15 protein-coding genes and 1 pseudogene are annotated in these 15,216 nt (G+C 74.9%); 8 read left to right on the top strand and 8 right to left on the bottom strand.

The genetic code is table 11. The features are described 5' to 3' along the window. Positions 1–9: 9 nt before the first annotated feature. A complete protein-coding gene (locus ACIP82_RS01245) occupies positions 10–414 on the bottom strand; it encodes a DUF3224 domain-containing protein (RefSeq protein WP_363606356.1) in 405 nt (134 codons plus the stop codon). Between the two features lie 108 nt (positions 415–522). On the opposite strand from ACIP82_RS01245, the gene ACIP82_RS01250 reads away from it, so the two are divergent. From ACIP82_RS01250 to ACIP82_RS01265, 4 genes and pseudogenes are all read left to right on the top strand, one after another. Continuing rightward, on the top strand, positions 523–1,515 hold the full coding sequence (locus ACIP82_RS01250; protein WP_400649571.1) for a helix-turn-helix transcriptional regulator: 993 nt from the start codon (positions 523–525) through the stop codon (positions 1,513–1,515). Positions 1,516–1,761: 246 nt separating this feature from the next. After that, the gene (locus ACIP82_RS01255) at positions 1,762–2,229 is read left to right on the top strand and encodes a hypothetical protein (protein ID WP_400649573.1); all 468 of its coding nucleotides are present in this window, start codon (positions 1,762–1,764) and stop codon (positions 2,227–2,229) included. 162 nt (positions 2,230–2,391) lie between these two features. Then, entirely contained in the window at positions 2,392–3,267 is an 876-nt protein-coding gene (locus ACIP82_RS01260; RefSeq protein WP_400649576.1) for a hypothetical protein, read from the top strand. 474 nt (positions 3,268–3,741) lie between these two features. Continuing rightward, positions 3,742–4,140: pseudogene (locus ACIP82_RS01265) on the top strand (nitroreductase family deazaflavin-dependent oxidoreductase); the annotation flags it as partial. 150 nt (positions 4,141–4,290) lie between these two features. On the opposite strand, the gene ACIP82_RS01270 reads toward ACIP82_RS01265, so the two are convergent. From ACIP82_RS01270 to ACIP82_RS01285, 4 genes are all read right to left on the bottom strand, one after another. Further along, positions 4,291–5,070 carry an SGNH/GDSL hydrolase family protein gene (locus ACIP82_RS01270; protein WP_400649579.1) on the bottom strand — a complete coding sequence of 260 codons (780 nt, stop codon included), beginning with the start codon at positions 5,068–5,070 and terminating at the stop codon, positions 4,291–4,293. Positions 5,071–5,230: 160 nt separating this feature from the next. Next, positions 5,231–5,776 (bottom strand): glyoxalase, encoded by a 546-nt coding sequence (locus ACIP82_RS01275; RefSeq protein WP_363606349.1) that lies wholly within the window; start codon positions 5,774–5,776, stop codon positions 5,231–5,233. Between the two features lie 4 nt (positions 5,777–5,780). Beyond that, complete coding sequence (locus ACIP82_RS01280; RefSeq protein ID WP_363606348.1) at positions 5,781–6,419, bottom strand: hypothetical protein; 639 nt, start codon at positions 6,417–6,419, stop codon at positions 5,781–5,783. A 204-nt stretch (positions 6,420–6,623) separates the two neighbouring features. Then, positions 6,624–7,490 carry a hypothetical protein gene (locus ACIP82_RS01285; RefSeq protein WP_400649583.1) on the bottom strand — a complete coding sequence of 289 codons (867 nt, stop codon included), beginning with the start codon at positions 7,488–7,490 and terminating at the stop codon, positions 6,624–6,626. A gap of 473 nt (positions 7,491–7,963) precedes the next feature. Between ACIP82_RS01285 and ACIP82_RS01290 the strand changes: the two genes are divergently transcribed. The 3 genes from ACIP82_RS01290 to ACIP82_RS01300 all read left to right on the top strand — a co-directional run bounded on the left by ACIP82_RS01290 (position 7,964) and on the right by ACIP82_RS01300 (position 12,686). Further along, on the top strand, positions 7,964–9,133 hold the full coding sequence (locus tag ACIP82_RS01290) for an exonuclease SbcCD subunit D (protein ID WP_400649586.1): 1,170 nt from the start codon (positions 7,964–7,966) through the stop codon (positions 9,131–9,133). Beyond that, positions 9,130–12,270: an AAA family ATPase gene (locus tag ACIP82_RS01295; RefSeq protein ID WP_400649589.1), complete on the top strand. Its 3,141-nt coding sequence runs from the start codon at positions 9,130–9,132 to the stop codon at positions 12,268–12,270. Before ACIP82_RS01290 ends, ACIP82_RS01295 begins: the two co-directional genes overlap by 4 nt. Before the next feature lie 113 nt (positions 12,271–12,383). Beyond that, positions 12,384–12,686, top strand: coding sequence for a hypothetical protein (locus ACIP82_RS01300; protein WP_363606342.1), 303 nt, complete (start codon positions 12,384–12,386; stop codon positions 12,684–12,686). Between the two features lie 62 nt (positions 12,687–12,748). Here ACIP82_RS01300 and ACIP82_RS01305 read toward each other — a convergent pair whose 3' ends face one another. Further along, positions 12,749–12,982 (bottom strand): hypothetical protein, encoded by a 234-nt coding sequence (locus tag ACIP82_RS01305; protein WP_400649592.1) that lies wholly within the window; start codon positions 12,980–12,982, stop codon positions 12,749–12,751. Positions 12,983–13,112: 130 nt separating this feature from the next. Here ACIP82_RS01305 and ACIP82_RS01310 point away from each other — a divergent pair, with 130 nt between their 5' ends. Further along, the gene (locus ACIP82_RS01310; RefSeq protein WP_400649594.1) at positions 13,113–13,781 is read left to right on the top strand and encodes a DUF1990 family protein; all 669 of its coding nucleotides are present in this window, start codon (positions 13,113–13,115) and stop codon (positions 13,779–13,781) included. Between the two features lie 23 nt (positions 13,782–13,804). Here ACIP82_RS01310 and ACIP82_RS01315 read toward each other — a convergent pair whose 3' ends face one another. Next, entirely contained in the window at positions 13,805–14,272 is a 468-nt protein-coding gene (locus ACIP82_RS01315) for a YjbQ family protein (protein ID WP_363606338.1), read from the bottom strand. Between the two features lie 280 nt (positions 14,273–14,552). Further along, positions 14,553–14,819, bottom strand: coding sequence for a hypothetical protein (locus ACIP82_RS01320; protein ID WP_363606336.1), 267 nt, complete (start codon positions 14,817–14,819; stop codon positions 14,553–14,555). Positions 14,820–15,216 lie beyond the last annotated feature (397 nt).

The following is a 15,216-nucleotide window of genomic DNA, read 5'->3' on the forward strand; positions in this document are numbered from 1 at the left end:
GCCGGGCGGTCAGCCCAGCTCGTACCCGAAGGTGTACTCGACGGCGGGCGTGCCGTGGCGGGAGGTGAAGCTCCCCGTCCCGCGCAGGCCGGCCAGTTCGCCCGTGCCCGAGCCCGGCACCACCTCGAAGGTGCAGCGGGTGGCCTCCGCGTCGAAGGTGCCGCGCTCCTCCAGCGCGAACGAGCCCTTGCGGCCGTCGACGGCACCCGTCACAACCTCCATGCCGGTGAACGTGCCGACGCTCTCCCCGACATACACGATGGCGTACTCGCAGGTGGTACCGGCCGCTTCGATGCCCCCGGTGAAGCTGTTGGCGACGGAGGCATGGGCGAGCCTCGGCGTTCCGTCGGCCGGGCCGACCGGGGCCTCCTCCCAGTTGGCGAAGGTGAACCGGCCGCTGGTCTGCGTGGGCATGCGCGTTCCTTTCGATCCGCCGCACGGCCTGATCCGTGCGGCGAGGCGTGATCAGCTTCCCGCCCGTACCTGACACCTCGTGTCAGGTACGGGCGACACAATGGCCCCATGCGCGCCGACCGGCTCCTCTCCCTCCTCCTGCTGCTCCAGACCCGTGGCCGGATGACCGCCCCCGAACTCGCCCGCGAGCTGGAGGTTTCGGTCCGCACCGTCTACCGCGACATCGAGGCCCTCGGCGCCTCCGGTGTCCCGGTCTGCGCCGACCGCGGCCCCGAGGGCGGTTACCGGCTGCTGGACGGCTATCGCACCCGGCTCACCGGGCTCACCGATGCCCAGGCCGGGTCGCTGTTTCTGGCCGGCGCACCCGGCCCGGCGCGGGAGCTCGGCCTCGGCGCCGACCTCGCCGCCGCCCAGCTCAAGCTCCAGGCCGCCCTCCCCGCCGAACTGGCCGGGCGCGCCCGGCACATCCAGGACCGCTTCCACCTGGACGCGCCCGCCTGGTTCCGGGAGGCCGACCCGGTGCCGCACCTCGCGCAGATCGCCGAAGCCGTCTGGGAACAGCGCCCGCTGCGCACCCGCTACCGCCGCTGGCGCGGCGAGGTGGACCGCGAGCTGCACCCGCTCGGCCTGGTCCTCAAGGGCGGCATCTGGTATCTGGTCGCGCGGGCCGGCGAAACCGTCCGGACGTACCGGATCTCCCGATTCCTGGCCGTGGAGACGGAGCCGGACGCCCCCGAACGGCCGGACGCCTTCCATCGGCCCGCCGGCTTCGATCTGGCCGCCTACTGGCAGGAGTCGTCCCGGCGGCTGGAGGCCGCCTGCCACCGGCAGACGGCCCGGGTCCGGCTCTCCCCGCTCGCGCAGAAGCTGCTGCCGGCCCAGTTCGGCTCGGCGGGTCTGCGCGCGCTGGAAGGGGCCTCCCAGCCGGACGGGGCCGGCTGGGTGGAGGCGGACCTGCCCGTCGAGACGGAGTCCGTCGCGGTCGGCGACCTGCTCCGACTCGGCGCGGAGGCCGAGGTCCTGGGCCCGCCCGGACTGCGCGCGGCCGTCGCCCGCGCGGTCGCGGCCCTGGCGGACCGCTACCCGGACACGGGCTGCTGACCTCCTCGATCCGTGCCTGGACGCGCCCGGCGATCCTCCCCAGGAGCTGGCTGTCGCGGTTGTCGTCCGCGCGGGCCCTCCGCGCGGCCGGGATCCCACCGCGGTGTCCGGCCACGGCTCCGGGCCTCAACAGACCACCGGCCCCCTGCCATCAGGGATTTCGCGGCCCCGCCGCACTCGCCTCCGGTATCCAGGTGTGCCCCCTCCGTGGCCGAAGCGCGATCCGCCCTGGCGAGACTCGTGCGCATGAGGGATCGGGGAGTTCACACGCTGTACTGGGGGCTGGGGTCGGTCGTGACGGTGCTGCTGCTGGGCGGCTGCACCCCACCGGAGCGGAGTATCACCGGCATCACCGTCGAGAACGGCCAGCCCGTGGTGCTGCTGCGGACCTGTGGCGACGAGGCCTACGATTTCATCACCGTCTCTGAACACCGCAGCGACTCACGGCTCAGCTTGACGCCGCAGAAAGCCCACGGGGCCACCTCGTTCCCGCTGTTCCAGCCGCCGGCCGGCTGGTCGGCCGAGGGCACCACGCCACCACCGCTCACCGACGGGACGTCTTACAACATCAGTGTCCGCACCACGGAACCGGCCCACTCCTGGCTCAGCTTCACCCCACTGGACATCTCCGGCCTGAACCCCGGCCAGGTCTGGGCGGGCGGCAGGACCTGGGCGATCGAGGAGTTCGACCGCCACGTCCGGGATCAGTGCTGAACGGTGGCGCGCGGGCCGGCGCGGCGGATGTGATCTCCCTCACCGGGGCCGGGGGCAGCGTGCGGGGCGGCCACCAATTCCCCTTGCCGAAAGCCGAGTTGGCCGACCGGCGGATGCGCCCGCCCGGAACCCGGCATGGATCGTCCACGCAGCTTCGCTACCGTGTCCTCCGAAACGAAGGGGGAGATCGACTTGGGGAAGAACCCCGCACTGCGGCGCCTGGCGGGCGCCGGGCTGACGGTCGCGCTGGTCGTCGCCGGCGCGTCGGCCTGTAACGACGACGCCGCCGACTCGAAGGCCACGGGAGCGGCCGCCGCCCGGACCGGCGCCGCCGCGAGCGCGACCGCCCCGGCGAGCGCGACGCCGACGCCGGTGGCGTTCGGCGCCGCCGGCTACCGCGGCCTGACGCCGGGTATCGCGAAGGACGCGGCACTGGCGACCGGCGCGCTGGAGCCCGCGCCGGTGTCGCTGCTCGACGGCTGCACCGACTTCGCCTACAAGGGCGGCCCGGCGCCGGACGCCGCCCGGATGGCCTCCGAGGCGGCCACCGAGGCCACCTACAAGGACCTGAACGCCAAGGCGGACGCGCTCAAGAAGCCCGCCGCCGGCTCGACCCTCCCGCCGAACGCCTCGGCGAAGGAGGCGGCCGAGTTCGCCGCGGGCGCGTACGGCTCGGCCAAGAACTCCGCGGCCGACGCCAAGACGATCGCGGACGCGACGATGTCCACCGCCCAGCTGATGGTGGCCCGTGAGGCCCGGGACGCGGCGTTCCTGACCGCCGGGCGGGTCTCCTTCGGCGTCGACGGACTGCGCGAGCTGGTCGCTCCGGCGGACGCCCGGACCGCCGAGGGCATCGGCGCCGGTTCGACCGTGGACGCGCTCAAGCAGGCCTACGGTGCCAAGGGCCTGGAGCTGGCCAAGAGCGGCAAGTTCCAGCTGCCGGTCGAGGGCAAGCCGGGCTGGCAGTACGAGTTCACCGTGGACGGCGAGAAGGTCACCGGGGTCGCGCTCGCCAACCGCACCATGAAGTGCGCCTGAGCGGTCCCGAACAAGCCCTACGGCGGCCCCGGCCCGACACCACGTCGGCCGGGGCCGCGGCCGTTCGGGCCGCGGAGGTGATCCCGGAGCCCGGCAGCATTCCGCCCTCGCCGCCGGCGGACCACTGGTGTGTCCGGGCCGAGAACCCCGGGCGACACGCGCCCCGCGAGAATCCCCGGGCCACCGACGGGACGCCCATCCGGCGTGATCATGCTCGTTGACAGGCGGCGGGTGGGGTGACTCCAATGGGGGCGTGCAGCGTGGCGCCGGCCAAAGAGATGTGGGCCGGCCGGTGACCGGGCGAGCACCTTTCACCGAGGGACGATGCGCGATGAGTTCTCACTCCGCTCCCCTGATCTGACGCAAGCGGTCGCAGCAGTGCCTGCGCGCGCCCGCCTCGTTGTCGTTCCGTCGCGTGCGTGCGCCGTTCTGTCCGCGGCCTCGGCTCCCCTTTTCCGGAGACTTCACACACGTATGTCCATGTCTTTCAATGAAGCGATCATCGAGGAATTCCGCGCCAACGGCGGCCGGGTCGGCGGCCCCTTCGAGGGGGGTGACCTGCTGTTGCTGACCACCACCGGCGCGAGGTCGGGCCGCCCGCACACGGTGCCGCTCGGGTACGTCCGGGCCGACGGGCTGCTGCTGGTCGTCGCGTCGGCGGCCGGGGCGCCGGAGCACCCGCACTGGTACCGCAATCTGCTCGCCCGACCGGTGGTGCGGGTGGAGCTCGGGACGGAGGTGTTCGACGCGATCGCGGTACCGGCCGAGGGTGCGCGGCGGGACCGGCTGTTCGAGACCGTGGTCCGGGCGGCACCGGGGTACGGCGACTACCAGGCGCACACCGCACGGGTGTTGCCGGTCGTGGTGCTGGAGGCGCATCTGGCCTATGAGGAGGAATCCCTGCTGCCCGTCCTCGCCGGGATTCCGTTCCCGCCGAACCCGCGGCCGAGGGCGTAGGGCCTGGTGACGCTCCGCCGGCCCGCCCCCTTCGGGGGGAGGGGGAGGACCGGCGGAGCGGGGGTACTACACCTGCGCGGAGAAGACGGGCAGGTAGCCGCCGGACTGGCCGGAGGCCTTGGGGTGGTAGCTCTCGTCGACGGGGAGGGTGGTGCTGTTCAGCCAGGTGGTGCTGGAGCCGCAGATCTCGTGCTCGGTGAAGATGCTGCGGACGTCGCCGAAGGCGAACCCGGCGTTGGCGGCGCGCTTGGCGAGGACGCCGTCGAGCGCGTCGGCCGCGCTGTTGATGGCGGCGCGCTTGGTGTCGCCGATGCCGAAGATGCAGCTGCCGCCGATCTTGTACAGGTGCGGGTAACCCAGCACCACCACACGGGCGTTGGGGGCCTTGGCGTGGATGGCCGAGTACACCCGGTCGAGCTGGGCGGGCAGGGTGTTGGTGGCGTAGTTCTTCGCGGTGGCGACGGCGCTGAGGCAGGCGCTCTCCGAGTCCAGCACGCAGGTCTGCATGGTGCCGGCGAAGCCCGCGTCGTTGCCGCCGATGCTGATGCTGACCAGCGTGGTGCCGGAGGTCAGCGCCGACAGCTGGTTGTTGAGCACGTCACCGGTTTTGGCACCGGAGCAGGCCACGAAGGAGAAGGAGGACGGGGAGTGCGCGTTCTTCCAGAGGTAGGGGTACGCGTTGGTGCTCCGCTTGCAGCTTCCGCTCTCGCCGGTGTAGCTGCCGGCGCCGACGCCGGCGGAGTACGAGTCCCCCAGCGCGACGTAGTTGACGGTGGCCGCGCCGGCTGACGAGGCGGCGAAGAAGGTGGTCAGGGTGAGGGCCGCCGCGAGGGCGGAAGTCGACATGACACGAGTGGGGCGCAGCATGAAGTCTCCTGGAGTGACGAGGGTCACAGAAGTGATACCAGGCAGTAGCTTCCCCGGGAAGTGGTCATGCCAAGGATATTGACGAACAGTCTGATAACGACGGGGTGAATTGGATCCCACACGGGCGCTTCCGCGCTGGTCAGACCCCGTTCGCGCCGTTCGCGCCGGGGGTCGCGCCCGAGGGGTCGGCGGGCGCGGCACGGTAGACGACCTCAAGCTCGAAGCCCTGACCGTCGATCAGGTGCGCGGCCTCACCGGTGTCGACACGTACCGTCCAACCGGCGGAGAGCGCGGCGGCCACCGCCTCGCGTGAGCCGTGCACGGCGAGGTGGTTGAGCCCGGCGCGCAGGCGCTGGTGGCCGCCCGGCAGCAGGGCGGGCGACTGCTCGATCACCAGGTACGCGGCGCCGAGGCGCCAGCTGCGGCCGGCGGGCCAGTGCTGGAACGGCTCGCAGCCGAGGGCGAGCAGGACCGGGGCCCACTGCGCCTCGGCGGTGGCGAGGTCGTCCACCCACAGCTCGACGTGGTGGAACAGCCCGCGCCGGTCCCCGGCCGTGCCGGGTTGCGCGTCCGGCTGCCCGTCCGGGAGCGACGGCGCGGCCGGTTCCTCGCCCCACTCCGCGCCCGGGGACGACGACGCGGCCGGTTGCCCGGCAGCCCGCGGTTCCGGCGTCGGCAGCGTCACCGGCTCAGCCTCCGGCCGGGTAGACGGTGCCCGAGTGGGCGGTGCCGGGGAACACCACGGCGCCCCCGGCCGGCAGTTCCTCGATCGTCTCGTTGGCGGCGGCGGGCACACCCAGCCACTGGACGGCGGCGGACACCGCCGACCGGGCCTGACGCAGCCCGGGCCCGCCCCAGCCGAGCAGTTCGACGGCGAGGCCGGGCGCGACCAGCAGCCGCCGGTAGTGCCGGCCCGAGGCCGGGTCCGCGGCGCTGGGGCCGACGGCGCGCAGCGCGGCGGCCATCCGGACCCGCGCGCACTCGTGCCCGCCGTTGGCCGAGCCGACCCGGTCGTAGAGGTAGCCCAGGTAGTAGGGCGCGCCGATCACGGCCTGGGCCTCCTCGGCCGCCTCCCGTGCCAGCGCCGAGCCCGGATCGCCGGTGTCCTCCGGTTCCAGTGAACCGCCGGGGAGCGAGACGATGCCGTCCCGGGGGTTGACCAGGGTCAGCACCCGGCCGTCGGGGGCGAACAGCCACCCCCACGACTGCTTCACCGGCAGCCCGGCGGGCACCGGCTCCCCCGGTCGCCACGGCCAGCCCGCGGTGGGACGCCGCCGCACCTTGCCGAGCAGCTCGGCGATCTCCGCGCTGAACTCGATCCGGCCCATGCGTCCCCCTCTCCGTGTCGGGCTCGCCGGACCGGCGGTGCGCGGGGAGACCTGCGGTACGCGGTTCGGGGCAGAGCTTCGGGAGCGGCGGCATGGGGCACCGCCCGCTCCTCCTGTTGATCTTCCCCGAAATCTTCCCCGAACAGGCGGTCGATGAACAGTCCCCAGCGCCGCTTGGTGGACACCCGGGCCAGAACCGGCTGGTCAGCCCAGGGGCTCACCCCCGTCCTCGACCCCGGACGGCCCCGCCGCCGACGGGCCGTCCGGCAGCTGGAAGCCCGGCAGCGGCACGGCTCCCGGCGGGAAGGGCAGCCCCCGGTCGGCGTCGTCGGTGAGCGAGTCGGCCACCTCCTGGACGGCCATCGGCCGCAACCGCCCGCCCGCCAGCGCCCAGCCGCGCACCTGCGGTCCGGCGGACGCGGCCGGGTCGCCGTGCAGCAGCAGCGCGCCGGAGCCGCGCGCGGCCACGCCCGCGGCCAGCGTGACGCAGAACGCCTCCGCGTCCCGCCCCGTGCCGACGAGCCGACCGCCCTCGACACGGACGTCCGCCGCGGCGGTGAGCTCTTCGCCGTCCTCCGGGCCGTGGCAGCGCAGCGTCAGCAGGTGGCAGCCCTCGCCCGCGCCCCCGGCCAGTGCCAGGTAGGCGGCGGTGACGAACCTCATCACCGCCACCAGCCGCCGCTGCCCGTACGGGCCGTCGCCGACCGCGTCCAGCAGCGCCTCGCCGGCGACCGAGATCCGTACCCTGGCCCGGTGGTCGTCGACCAGTACCGGAAGCAACTCGGCCAGCCGCTCCCCCGCGTACACGAAGGGCTCCCCTGCCAGCTGCGGATCGGCCGCGTACGCGACCCGGGCGGCCGCCTCACCGGGGTCGAGGCCGAACGCCTCGCAGTAGTCCTCGTAGTCGGCCGCGTCGAACACCCGCAGGTGCACCTCCACCCCCTGCCCGCGCAGCGCTCGGAGCCGGCTCTCCGTCCGCCGCAGGTACTCCCGGTAGGGGGCGGTGCCGAACAGCCCGTACCGGGCCAGGCCCACGAAGTCGGCGGCCCGGGCGGCCACCGCGAGGGCCACCGGCTCCGGGGGCGGCGCGCCCCGCGAGCCGCCACCCCGGCGACGCGCACGCCCGCCGGGCCCGCCCGCCCCGCCCCCGCGCGGAGGACCCCCGGCCGGAGGCCCACCACCCGACGAGGCACCGCCGCCGGGCAGGCCACCCCCCGGCCCGCCCGGGCCCGGGCGCTGCCCGGCGTGCACCCGAACCCGCGGCAGACCCCGCCTCCCCGTCGGCACCGCCGCCCGGTACCGGTCGGAACCGGCAGGGCCGACCGGACCGGAGAACTCGATGTACCGGGACCGAACGGACATGGCTTCCCTCTCTCTTCTCGCATCTCTCACGGCCGCCCCGGAATCCCGCGGGCGACCGACGATCGAGAACCTACACACCGTCACCGACAATCCACCCAGAGCGATTACCGGCAGCCCGGTGGAACGGGCGGGATCCCAGTTCCGGGCCGCGTTGTCGGTGACGGACGTTAGGGTCGGGAACCATGCGACTGCTGCATACCTCCGACTGGCATCTCGGGCGTTCGTTCCACCGGGAGAGCCTGCACGACGCCCAGCGCGCCTTCCTGGACCACCTCGTGGCGGTGGTCCGGGCCGAGCGCGTGGACGCCGTGCTGGTCGCCGGCGACGTGTACGACCGTGCGCTGCCGGGCCTGGAGGCGGTCGCCATGTTCGACGACGTGCTGCACCGGCTGGCCGGGCTCGGCGTGCCGACGGTGTTCATCAGCGGCAACCACGACTCGGCACGCCGCCTGGGGGTGGGCGCCGGGCTGATCGGCCGGGCGGGCGTCCATCTGCGCACCGACCCCGGCGAGTGCGCGGTGCCCGTGCTGCTGGCGGACGCGCACGGGCCGGTCGCCGTCTACGGGCTGCCGTACCTGGAGCCGACGCTGGTCCGGGAGCGCTTCGGGCTGGAGCGCGGCGGCCACGCGGCGGTGCTCGGCGCGGCGATGGACCAGGTCAGAGCCGACCTGGCGGCCCGCCAGGCCGGTACCAGAGCGGTGGTGCTGGCGCACGCCTTCGTCACCGGCGGCGCGCCCAGCGACAGCGAGCGGGACATCGCGGTGGGCGGCGTCGCCTCCGTGCCCGCCTCGGTCTTCGACGGTGTGCACTACGCCGCGCTCGGCCACCTGCACGGCTGCCAGACCCTCGCCCCGCACCTGCGCTACAGCGGATCCCCGCTCGCCTACTCCTTCTCCGAGGCCACCCAGCGCAAGACGATGTGGCTGGTCGACCTCGCCGCGGACGGTTCGGTGGCCGCCGAGCGGATCGACTGCCCGCGGCCGCGCCCGCTGGCCTGCCTGCGCGGAAGGCTCGACGAGCTGCTGTCCGACGAGAGGTACGCGCCGTTCGAGCAGTCCTGGGTACAGGCGACCCTGACCGACCCGGGCCGCCCCGCCGAGCCGATGGAGAAGCTGCGCCGGCGCTTCCCGCACACCCTGCAACTGCTCTTCGACCCCGAGGAGGCCGAGGCGGCGCCCTCGCAGTCGTACGCGGCCCGGGTGAGCGGGCGCGCGGATCTGGAGATCGCCGAGGGCTTCCTCCGCCACGTCCGCCCGGGCTCCGAACCGGACGGGGACGAGCTGGGCTGGCTGCGCGAGGGCTTCGAAAGCGTCCGGGAGACCACCGACCGGAAGGCGGAGCTGCCCCGATGAGACTGCACAGGCTGACCGTCACCGCCTTCGGCCCGTTCGCCGGCGCCGAGACGGTCGACTTCGACGCCCTCTCCGCCGGTGGGCTCTTCCTGCTGCGCGGTGCCACCGGCGCGGGCAAGAGCAGCGTGCTGGACGCGGTCTGCTTCGCCCTCTACGGCGAGGTGCCCGGCGCCCGCCGGGCCAGCCGGCTGCGCAGCGACCACGCCGACCCGCGGCGGCTGACCGAGGTCAGGCTGGAGCTGACGCTCGGCGGGCGGCGGCTGGAGATCACCCGGCTCCCGGAGCAGCGACGGCCGAAGAAGGTCGGCACGGGGACGACGGTCGAGCGGGCCCAGACCCTGCTGCGCGAGTGGACGGCCGACGCGGGCGGGGGCGCACCCGGCTGGCAGGCGGTCAGCAAATCGCACCAGGAGGCCGGCGAGGAGATCCACCGGCTGATCGGGATGAGCCGGGAGCAGTTCTGCCAGGTGGTGCTGCTGCCGCAGGGCGACTTCGCACGCTTCCTGCGCGCGGACGCCGTGGAGCGGGGCAAGCTGCTGAGCCGGCTGTTCGACACCGAGCGGTTCGGGCAGGTCGAGTCCTGGCTGGCCGAACAGCGCAGGGCCCAGGAGGCCGCCGTCCAGTCCGGGCGGCGGAGCCTTCGGGACTTGGCCAGCAAGGCCGAACAGGCGGCCGGCCCGGCGGCCGAGCCCGCCGAGGGCTGGGTACCCGCCGAGGACGAGCCCACGCGGTCCGGCACCGATCTCGCCGGCGGGGTGCTCGGCTGGGCCGCCATGCTACGCAGCGGCGCCGCCGAACAGCTCGCGGTCGCCGATGCCGCGCTGGCCGGGGCCGAGGCCGGCCACCGGGAGGCGCAGCTGGCGCGGGAGGCCGCCGAGGAGCTGGCCGGCCGGCAGCGGCGCCACCAGGAGGCGGCGCTCCAGGCCGCCCGGCTCGCCGAGGGCGAGGCGGCGCTGGGGCGCGACCGGCGGAGGCTGGCCGCCGCGCAGGCGGCCGTCGGCGTGGAGTCGGTGCTACGGCTGCGCGAGGCCGCCGCCGAGGCCTACCGCGTGGCGGGCGACGAGGAGCGGCGCCACCGCGCGGCGCTGGCGCGCATCCCGGAGACGGCACGAGTCCCGGGCGGGGAGCGTGTCCCCGACGGGGCGGCCGGGCCGGACAAGGCCTACGGCCCGGACGAGGCCCGCGTCATGGCCGGCACGGGCCTGGCGCTCGCCCATGCGGAGGCCGAGGAGCTGGCGCAGGCCGAGCTCCGGCTGCGGGCCGAGGTGGTCCGGCTGGAGGCGGCGCAGGCCGACGAGCGGCGGTGCGCCGAGCTCGGGCACCAGGAGCGGGCGCTGGACGCCGACCGGCAGCGGGCCGAGGAGCTGGCCGAGGAGGCGGGTGAGTGGCTGGACGGCTTCGACGGCCGGCTCGCCACGTTGCAGGAGGAGCAGTCGGCGGCCCGGGCCGCGGGTGCGCGGGTCGAGCAGGTGGACACGCGGCGCGGCGAGGCGACGGACCGCCTGGCCGCCGCCCGCGGCCGGGACGGACTGCGCGCGGAGATCCGGGACGCGGAGCCCCGGGCGCTGGCCCTGCGGGCCCGGGCGCTGGACGCCCGCGAACACAGCCAGGACCTGCGTGAACGCCGGCTCGGCGGCATGGCCGCCGAACTGGCGGCACAGCTGCGGCCCGACGAGTCCTGCCGGGTCTGCGGCTCGCCGGAGCACCCGGCGCCGGCCCGGCCCGCGGGCGGCCAGGTCAGCGCGGAGGACGAGGAGCGGGCCAGGGCGGCCCAGACGGCGGCCGAGCAGGCGGCGGACACCGCCGAACGGGAGCTGGCCGGGCTCCGGGTCCGCGAGGCCACCGCCGCCGGCGCGGCCGGGCCGGAGAGCACGGAGACGCTGGCGGAGGCGCTCACCGCGCTGGAGCGGGAGCACCGCGAGGCGCTGCGGGTGGCGGAGGGGCTGGGCCCGGTCACCCAGCGGGTCGAGCGGCTGACGCGGGAGCAGACCGTCCGGCTCGCCGCACTGCGCGAGGCCGGTGAGCGCAGCGCCGCGCTCACGGCCCGGATCCAGGCGCTCCGCACCGAGCGGACGGACCTGGCCGAACGGGTGGCCGCCGCCCGGGGCGACGCGCCCTCGGTGGCCGACCGGGCGGCGGCGCTCACCCGGCTCACCGGGGGCGTGGCGGCGCTGGCCGCGGCCGCGCGGGCCGGTACGGAGGCGGCGCTCCGGCTGAAGAACGCCGACGACGAGCTGGCCAGGGCCGCGGTGGCGGCCGGGTTCCCGAGCGCGGAGGAGGCCACCGCCGTCCTGCTGCGACGGGAGGAGCGCGAGCGGCTGGAGGCCCGGCTGGAGCGGCACCGTGCCGAGCTGGCGGCGGTGGAGCGGCAGCTCGCGCTGCCCGAGCTGGTCGAGGCGGCGGCCCGCCCTCCGGCGGACGTGCCGGGCGCGCGGGCCCGGCTCCAGGAGGCCGTCGACCGGCTGCGCCGGGCGCACGCCGCCCAGACCGCGGCGCGCGAGCGCTGCGAGGCGCTGGCCGCGATCGGGCGGCGGCTGGCTGAGCTGGCCGCTTCGCTGGCCCCGGCCCTGGTCCGTTACGGCCGGATCAACCGGCTCGCCGCGCTGGCGGCCGGCACCTCCACCGAGAACCGGCTGCGGATGCGCCTGGAGTCGTACGTCCTGGCGGCCCGGCTGGAGCAGGTCGCGGCGGCGGCGAGCGATCGCCTGGTGCGGATGTCGGGCGGCCGCTACACCCTCGTCCACAGCGACGACCGGGGCACCGGCAACAAGCGCTCGGGCCTGGCGCTGCGTGTGGTCGACGCCTGGACCGGCACCGAACGGGACACCGCGACGCTCTCCGGCGGCGAGAGCTTCTTCGCCTCGCTCGCCCTGGCCCTCGGCCTCGCGGACGTGGTCACCGACGAGGCCGGCGGGATGCCGCTGGACACCCTCTTCATCGACGAGGGCTTCGGAACGCTGGACGAGCAGGCGCTGGAGGAGGTGATGGACGTCCTCGACGGGCTGCGGGAGCGGGATCGCGCAGTCGGCATCGTCAGCCACGTGGCCGACCTGCGCAGCCGGATCCCGGCCCAGCTGCTGGTCCGCAAGGGCCGTCACGGCTCCACCCTCGCCCTGGCCGGCCGGGAGGACGCCTGAGGGGCGGGCGACGCCGAGCCGGCCGGGGTGCGGCGAGCCGGCCGGCCCGCGTGATCTCCGGGCCGGCCGCCCGGGGTGCGGGCAGTCCGCACCCGCACCGATACCGTGCGGGCATGGGAAACGCACGAAAGCCGTACTGGCGTACTTTCGGGACGCCGAGGACGCTCGTCCTGTACCGCACCCCTGACCGCTGGCGCTACGCCGTGTACTTCGAGAACCCCCGGGGCATCGCCGACGGCGCTCTCGATCGTCCTGCGGTCTCCTGCGAGCCGGAGACCGCTCAGGCCGCCATGCGGCTCAAGGCCGCGGAGCTCACCTGCCGGGAGCTGGACGTCGACTGGGCGGCCACCGATCAACCGGGCTGGTGGACCGGAGCCGTGACCAGGGTCGGCCCGCTCCCCGACACCGACGGCTGAGCCAGCCCGGTGCACCTCATCGGGTGTAACGGACAGGCGGCCATGGGACCACGGGGCGTCCGTCAGCCGGTGCAGGCGATCCGCTGGGCCTGCTGCCAGGCGCAGACGGGGCAGAGCGTGCTGCCGGGGTGGTCGGCGGGCAGTTCGGTCGGCTCCCCGCACAGCACGCAGTCCGCGCGCGGACCGGCCGACTCCGGGGCACGCGTCAGCGCCGCCTCCGCCCCGGTGGGAACCAGGGCACAGACCGGCCCGTCGTCCTCGTTCAGCACGCCCGCCGTGTCCACCGCTTCGCTCATGCCGCCTTCCTACTCCGCTCCCCCGCCTGCCCGCAAGGTCGTCCGGGCCCGGGTGGCGGGGCTCGGCCCAGCGACCCGCCACCCGGACCGACCGCCTCACCCGCCGAACGCGCCCGCTACGGTGGGGCCCATGCCGACCGCTCTCCACCGGCGCCTTGAAGCCGCCCGCGCCGCCTCGCCCAACTACCCGGAGGTGGGTGCCACCCGGGACGCCCGACTGCCCGCGGGGTACGCGCAGCTGCGGCGGCGGATCCACCTCGGGCACGGGCCGGAGGTGCTGGAGCGGGCCGGACGGTACGTCCTCGGCTGGGGCAGCCAGCTGGGCAGCGGGTTCGCCGTCCATCCCTATGCCCCCGCCGAACAGGGCGCCACCGTGCTGCTGCGGCTGAGCCTGCCCGGGCTGCGGCGCCCGCGCCTGGTGATCCCCTGCCGGGTGGTGTGGACGGTGGACGCGCCGGACCGGATCGGCTTCGCGTACGGGACGCTGCCGGGACACCCGGAGTGCGGCGAGGAGGCGTTCCTGGTGAGCATGGACGCGGCGGGCGAGGTGTGGTTCGAGGTCACGGCCTTCTCCCGGCTCGCCGCCTGGTACGCGCGGCTGGGCCGCCCGGTGGCGGTGCTCTGCCAGTACCTGGCGATCGAGCGCTATCTCGCGGCGGTCGCCGGGGCGGCCGCGGACGGCACTGCCGCCACGACCGCCCCGGCCACGTCGGGCACCGCAGGCCCGTCCGGCACTACAGCTCTCTCGGACACCGGGGCCCGGAACACCGACGCCCCGGACACCGCGATCCAGCGGTAGCCCGTCAGCCGAACGGTGGCGCGTCAGCCCAGGAAGGACAGCCGGACCGTCCGGTGCGGGTTGTCGCCATTGGTGTCGATCAGGACCACGGACTGCCAGATGCCGAGCGCCAGTTGACCGCCGATGACCGGCAGGGTGGCGTGCGGGGCGACCAGGCCGGGCACCACGTGGTCGCGGCCGTGGCCGGGGCTGCCGTGGCGGTGGCGCCAGCGGTCGTCGGGGGGCAGCAGCTCGCGCAGGGTGGCGAGGAAGTCGTCGTCGCTGCCCGAACCGGTTTCCAGAACGGCGATGCCCGCTGTGGCGTGCGGTACGAAGACATTGAGCAGACCGTCGCGCCCGGTCGCCTGCTCGTTGAGGAACTCCGCGCAGCGGTCGGTGATGTCGAGCGCCACCTCGTGGCTGCCGGTGGTGATCTCGAAGGTCGTGGAGTGAAAGGTGCTGGAGTAGGAGGAAGGGAATTGCAGGGGGGTGGAGTGGATGTTGTCCGCCATGACGCCATCCTGGCCCACGCCCGGGGGTGCGATGACCTGCCTCGCCGACTCTCCGTGCCAGGTGGGCAAGGTGTCGTACGCTGAGAGGTTCAGACCTTTCCGCCCGGAGAACCGGGCCCGCGCGGGCGGCCCGAAGCAGCCCCCCGGGAGCCTCCAGGAACCCCGGAACAACCCGGCACCGCGCCCCGCGAAGGAGACATCCGGACACGCCGAAGACCCGACGGTCCCGGAGGTCCGTCGGGTCGCGTGCCGAGCGGCGCGACAGCGAGCCGTGAGGGCCCTAGCCTCGCCCGCCGAAGAGGCTCCGGCGCAGTCGGCGCAGCGGCGTCAGCAGCGACACCCGCGCGTGACGGCGACGGGCGGTCGGGGCACTGGCGCCGCGGGGCGTCAGTTCCCTTATCAACCCGACCGCCTCGGCGGTCTCCACCGCCGGGAGTGCGGGCGCGCCGAGCACAGCCAGGTGGCGGTCGATCCGGCGGCCGGTCGCGCCGACACCGCACTGGATCGCCGGCACTCGGGGCCGAGTCCGCACTTGCATCTGTTCCATCAGTATTCCCACCCCTACGAGGCGCCAGGGCCGTGAGGCGAAGACTATCCGTGACAGACGGTCTTCGCGCAACCGTCCTGGTGTTCTGCCACCGTATCGTGCGGCGTCAACTGACGCTGCACCAGGGGCCGCCGGGCCGGTCACGACTAGGCATCGATGATGGTGCACGACCGGCCGGAGCACACGGGGCCCCGGGCGCACCGGCGCTGCGCCCGGCCGGGAGGCACGCGCCGGGCGCACGGGGGCACCGCCAGGAGCCGGGTGACCGGAGAGGCGACGAGAGAAGGTGACGCCTCTCCACGCAGCCACTCCGGGAAAATCACTTCAGGAAGTGAACACATACGAGGGATTGACTCAAACGGACCCTCCAAGCAATATCTCTATCGACGCCCCTTTA

Source organism: Kitasatospora sp. NPDC088548, from assembly GCF_044753005.1.
Lineage (GTDB): Bacteria > Actinomycetota > Actinomycetes > Streptomycetales > Streptomycetaceae > Kitasatospora.

Bases quoted from the DNA above. Each gene is read 5' to 3' on its own strand.
- ACIP82_RS01245 (WP_363606356.1), bottom strand. From the start codon at position 414: ATGCCCACGCAGACCAGCGGCCGGTTCACCTTCGCCAACTGGGAGGAG.
- ACIP82_RS01250 (WP_400649571.1), top strand. From the start codon at position 523: ATGCGCGCCGACCGGCTCCTCTCCCTCCTCCTGCTGCTCCAGACCCGT.
- ACIP82_RS01255 (WP_400649573.1), top strand. From the start codon at position 1,762: ATGAGGGATCGGGGAGTTCACACGCTGTACTGGGGGCTGGGGTCGGTC.
- ACIP82_RS01270 (WP_400649579.1), bottom strand. From the start codon at position 5,070: ATGTCGACTTCCGCCCTCGCGGCGGCCCTCACCCTGACCACCTTCTTC.
- ACIP82_RS01280 (WP_363606348.1), bottom strand. From the start codon at position 6,419: ATGGGCCGGATCGAGTTCAGCGCGGAGATCGCCGAGCTGCTCGGCAAG.
- ACIP82_RS01290 (WP_400649586.1), top strand. From the start codon at position 7,964: ATGCGACTGCTGCATACCTCCGACTGGCATCTCGGGCGTTCGTTCCAC.
- ACIP82_RS01295 (WP_400649589.1), top strand. From the start codon at position 9,130: ATGAGACTGCACAGGCTGACCGTCACCGCCTTCGGCCCGTTCGCCGGC.
- ACIP82_RS01300 (WP_363606342.1), top strand. From the start codon at position 12,384: ATGGGAAACGCACGAAAGCCGTACTGGCGTACTTTCGGGACGCCGAGG.
- ACIP82_RS01305 (WP_400649592.1), bottom strand. From the start codon at position 12,982: ATGAGCGAAGCGGTGGACACGGCGGGCGTGCTGAACGAGGACGACGGG.
- ACIP82_RS01310 (WP_400649594.1), top strand. From the start codon at position 13,113: ATGCCGACCGCTCTCCACCGGCGCCTTGAAGCCGCCCGCGCCGCCTCG.
- ACIP82_RS01315 (WP_363606338.1), bottom strand. From the start codon at position 14,272: ATGGCGGACAACATCCACTCCACCCCCCTGCAATTCCCTTCCTCCTAC.
- ACIP82_RS01320 (WP_363606336.1), bottom strand. From the start codon at position 14,819: ATGGAACAGATGCAAGTGCGGACTCGGCCCCGAGTGCCGGCGATCCAG.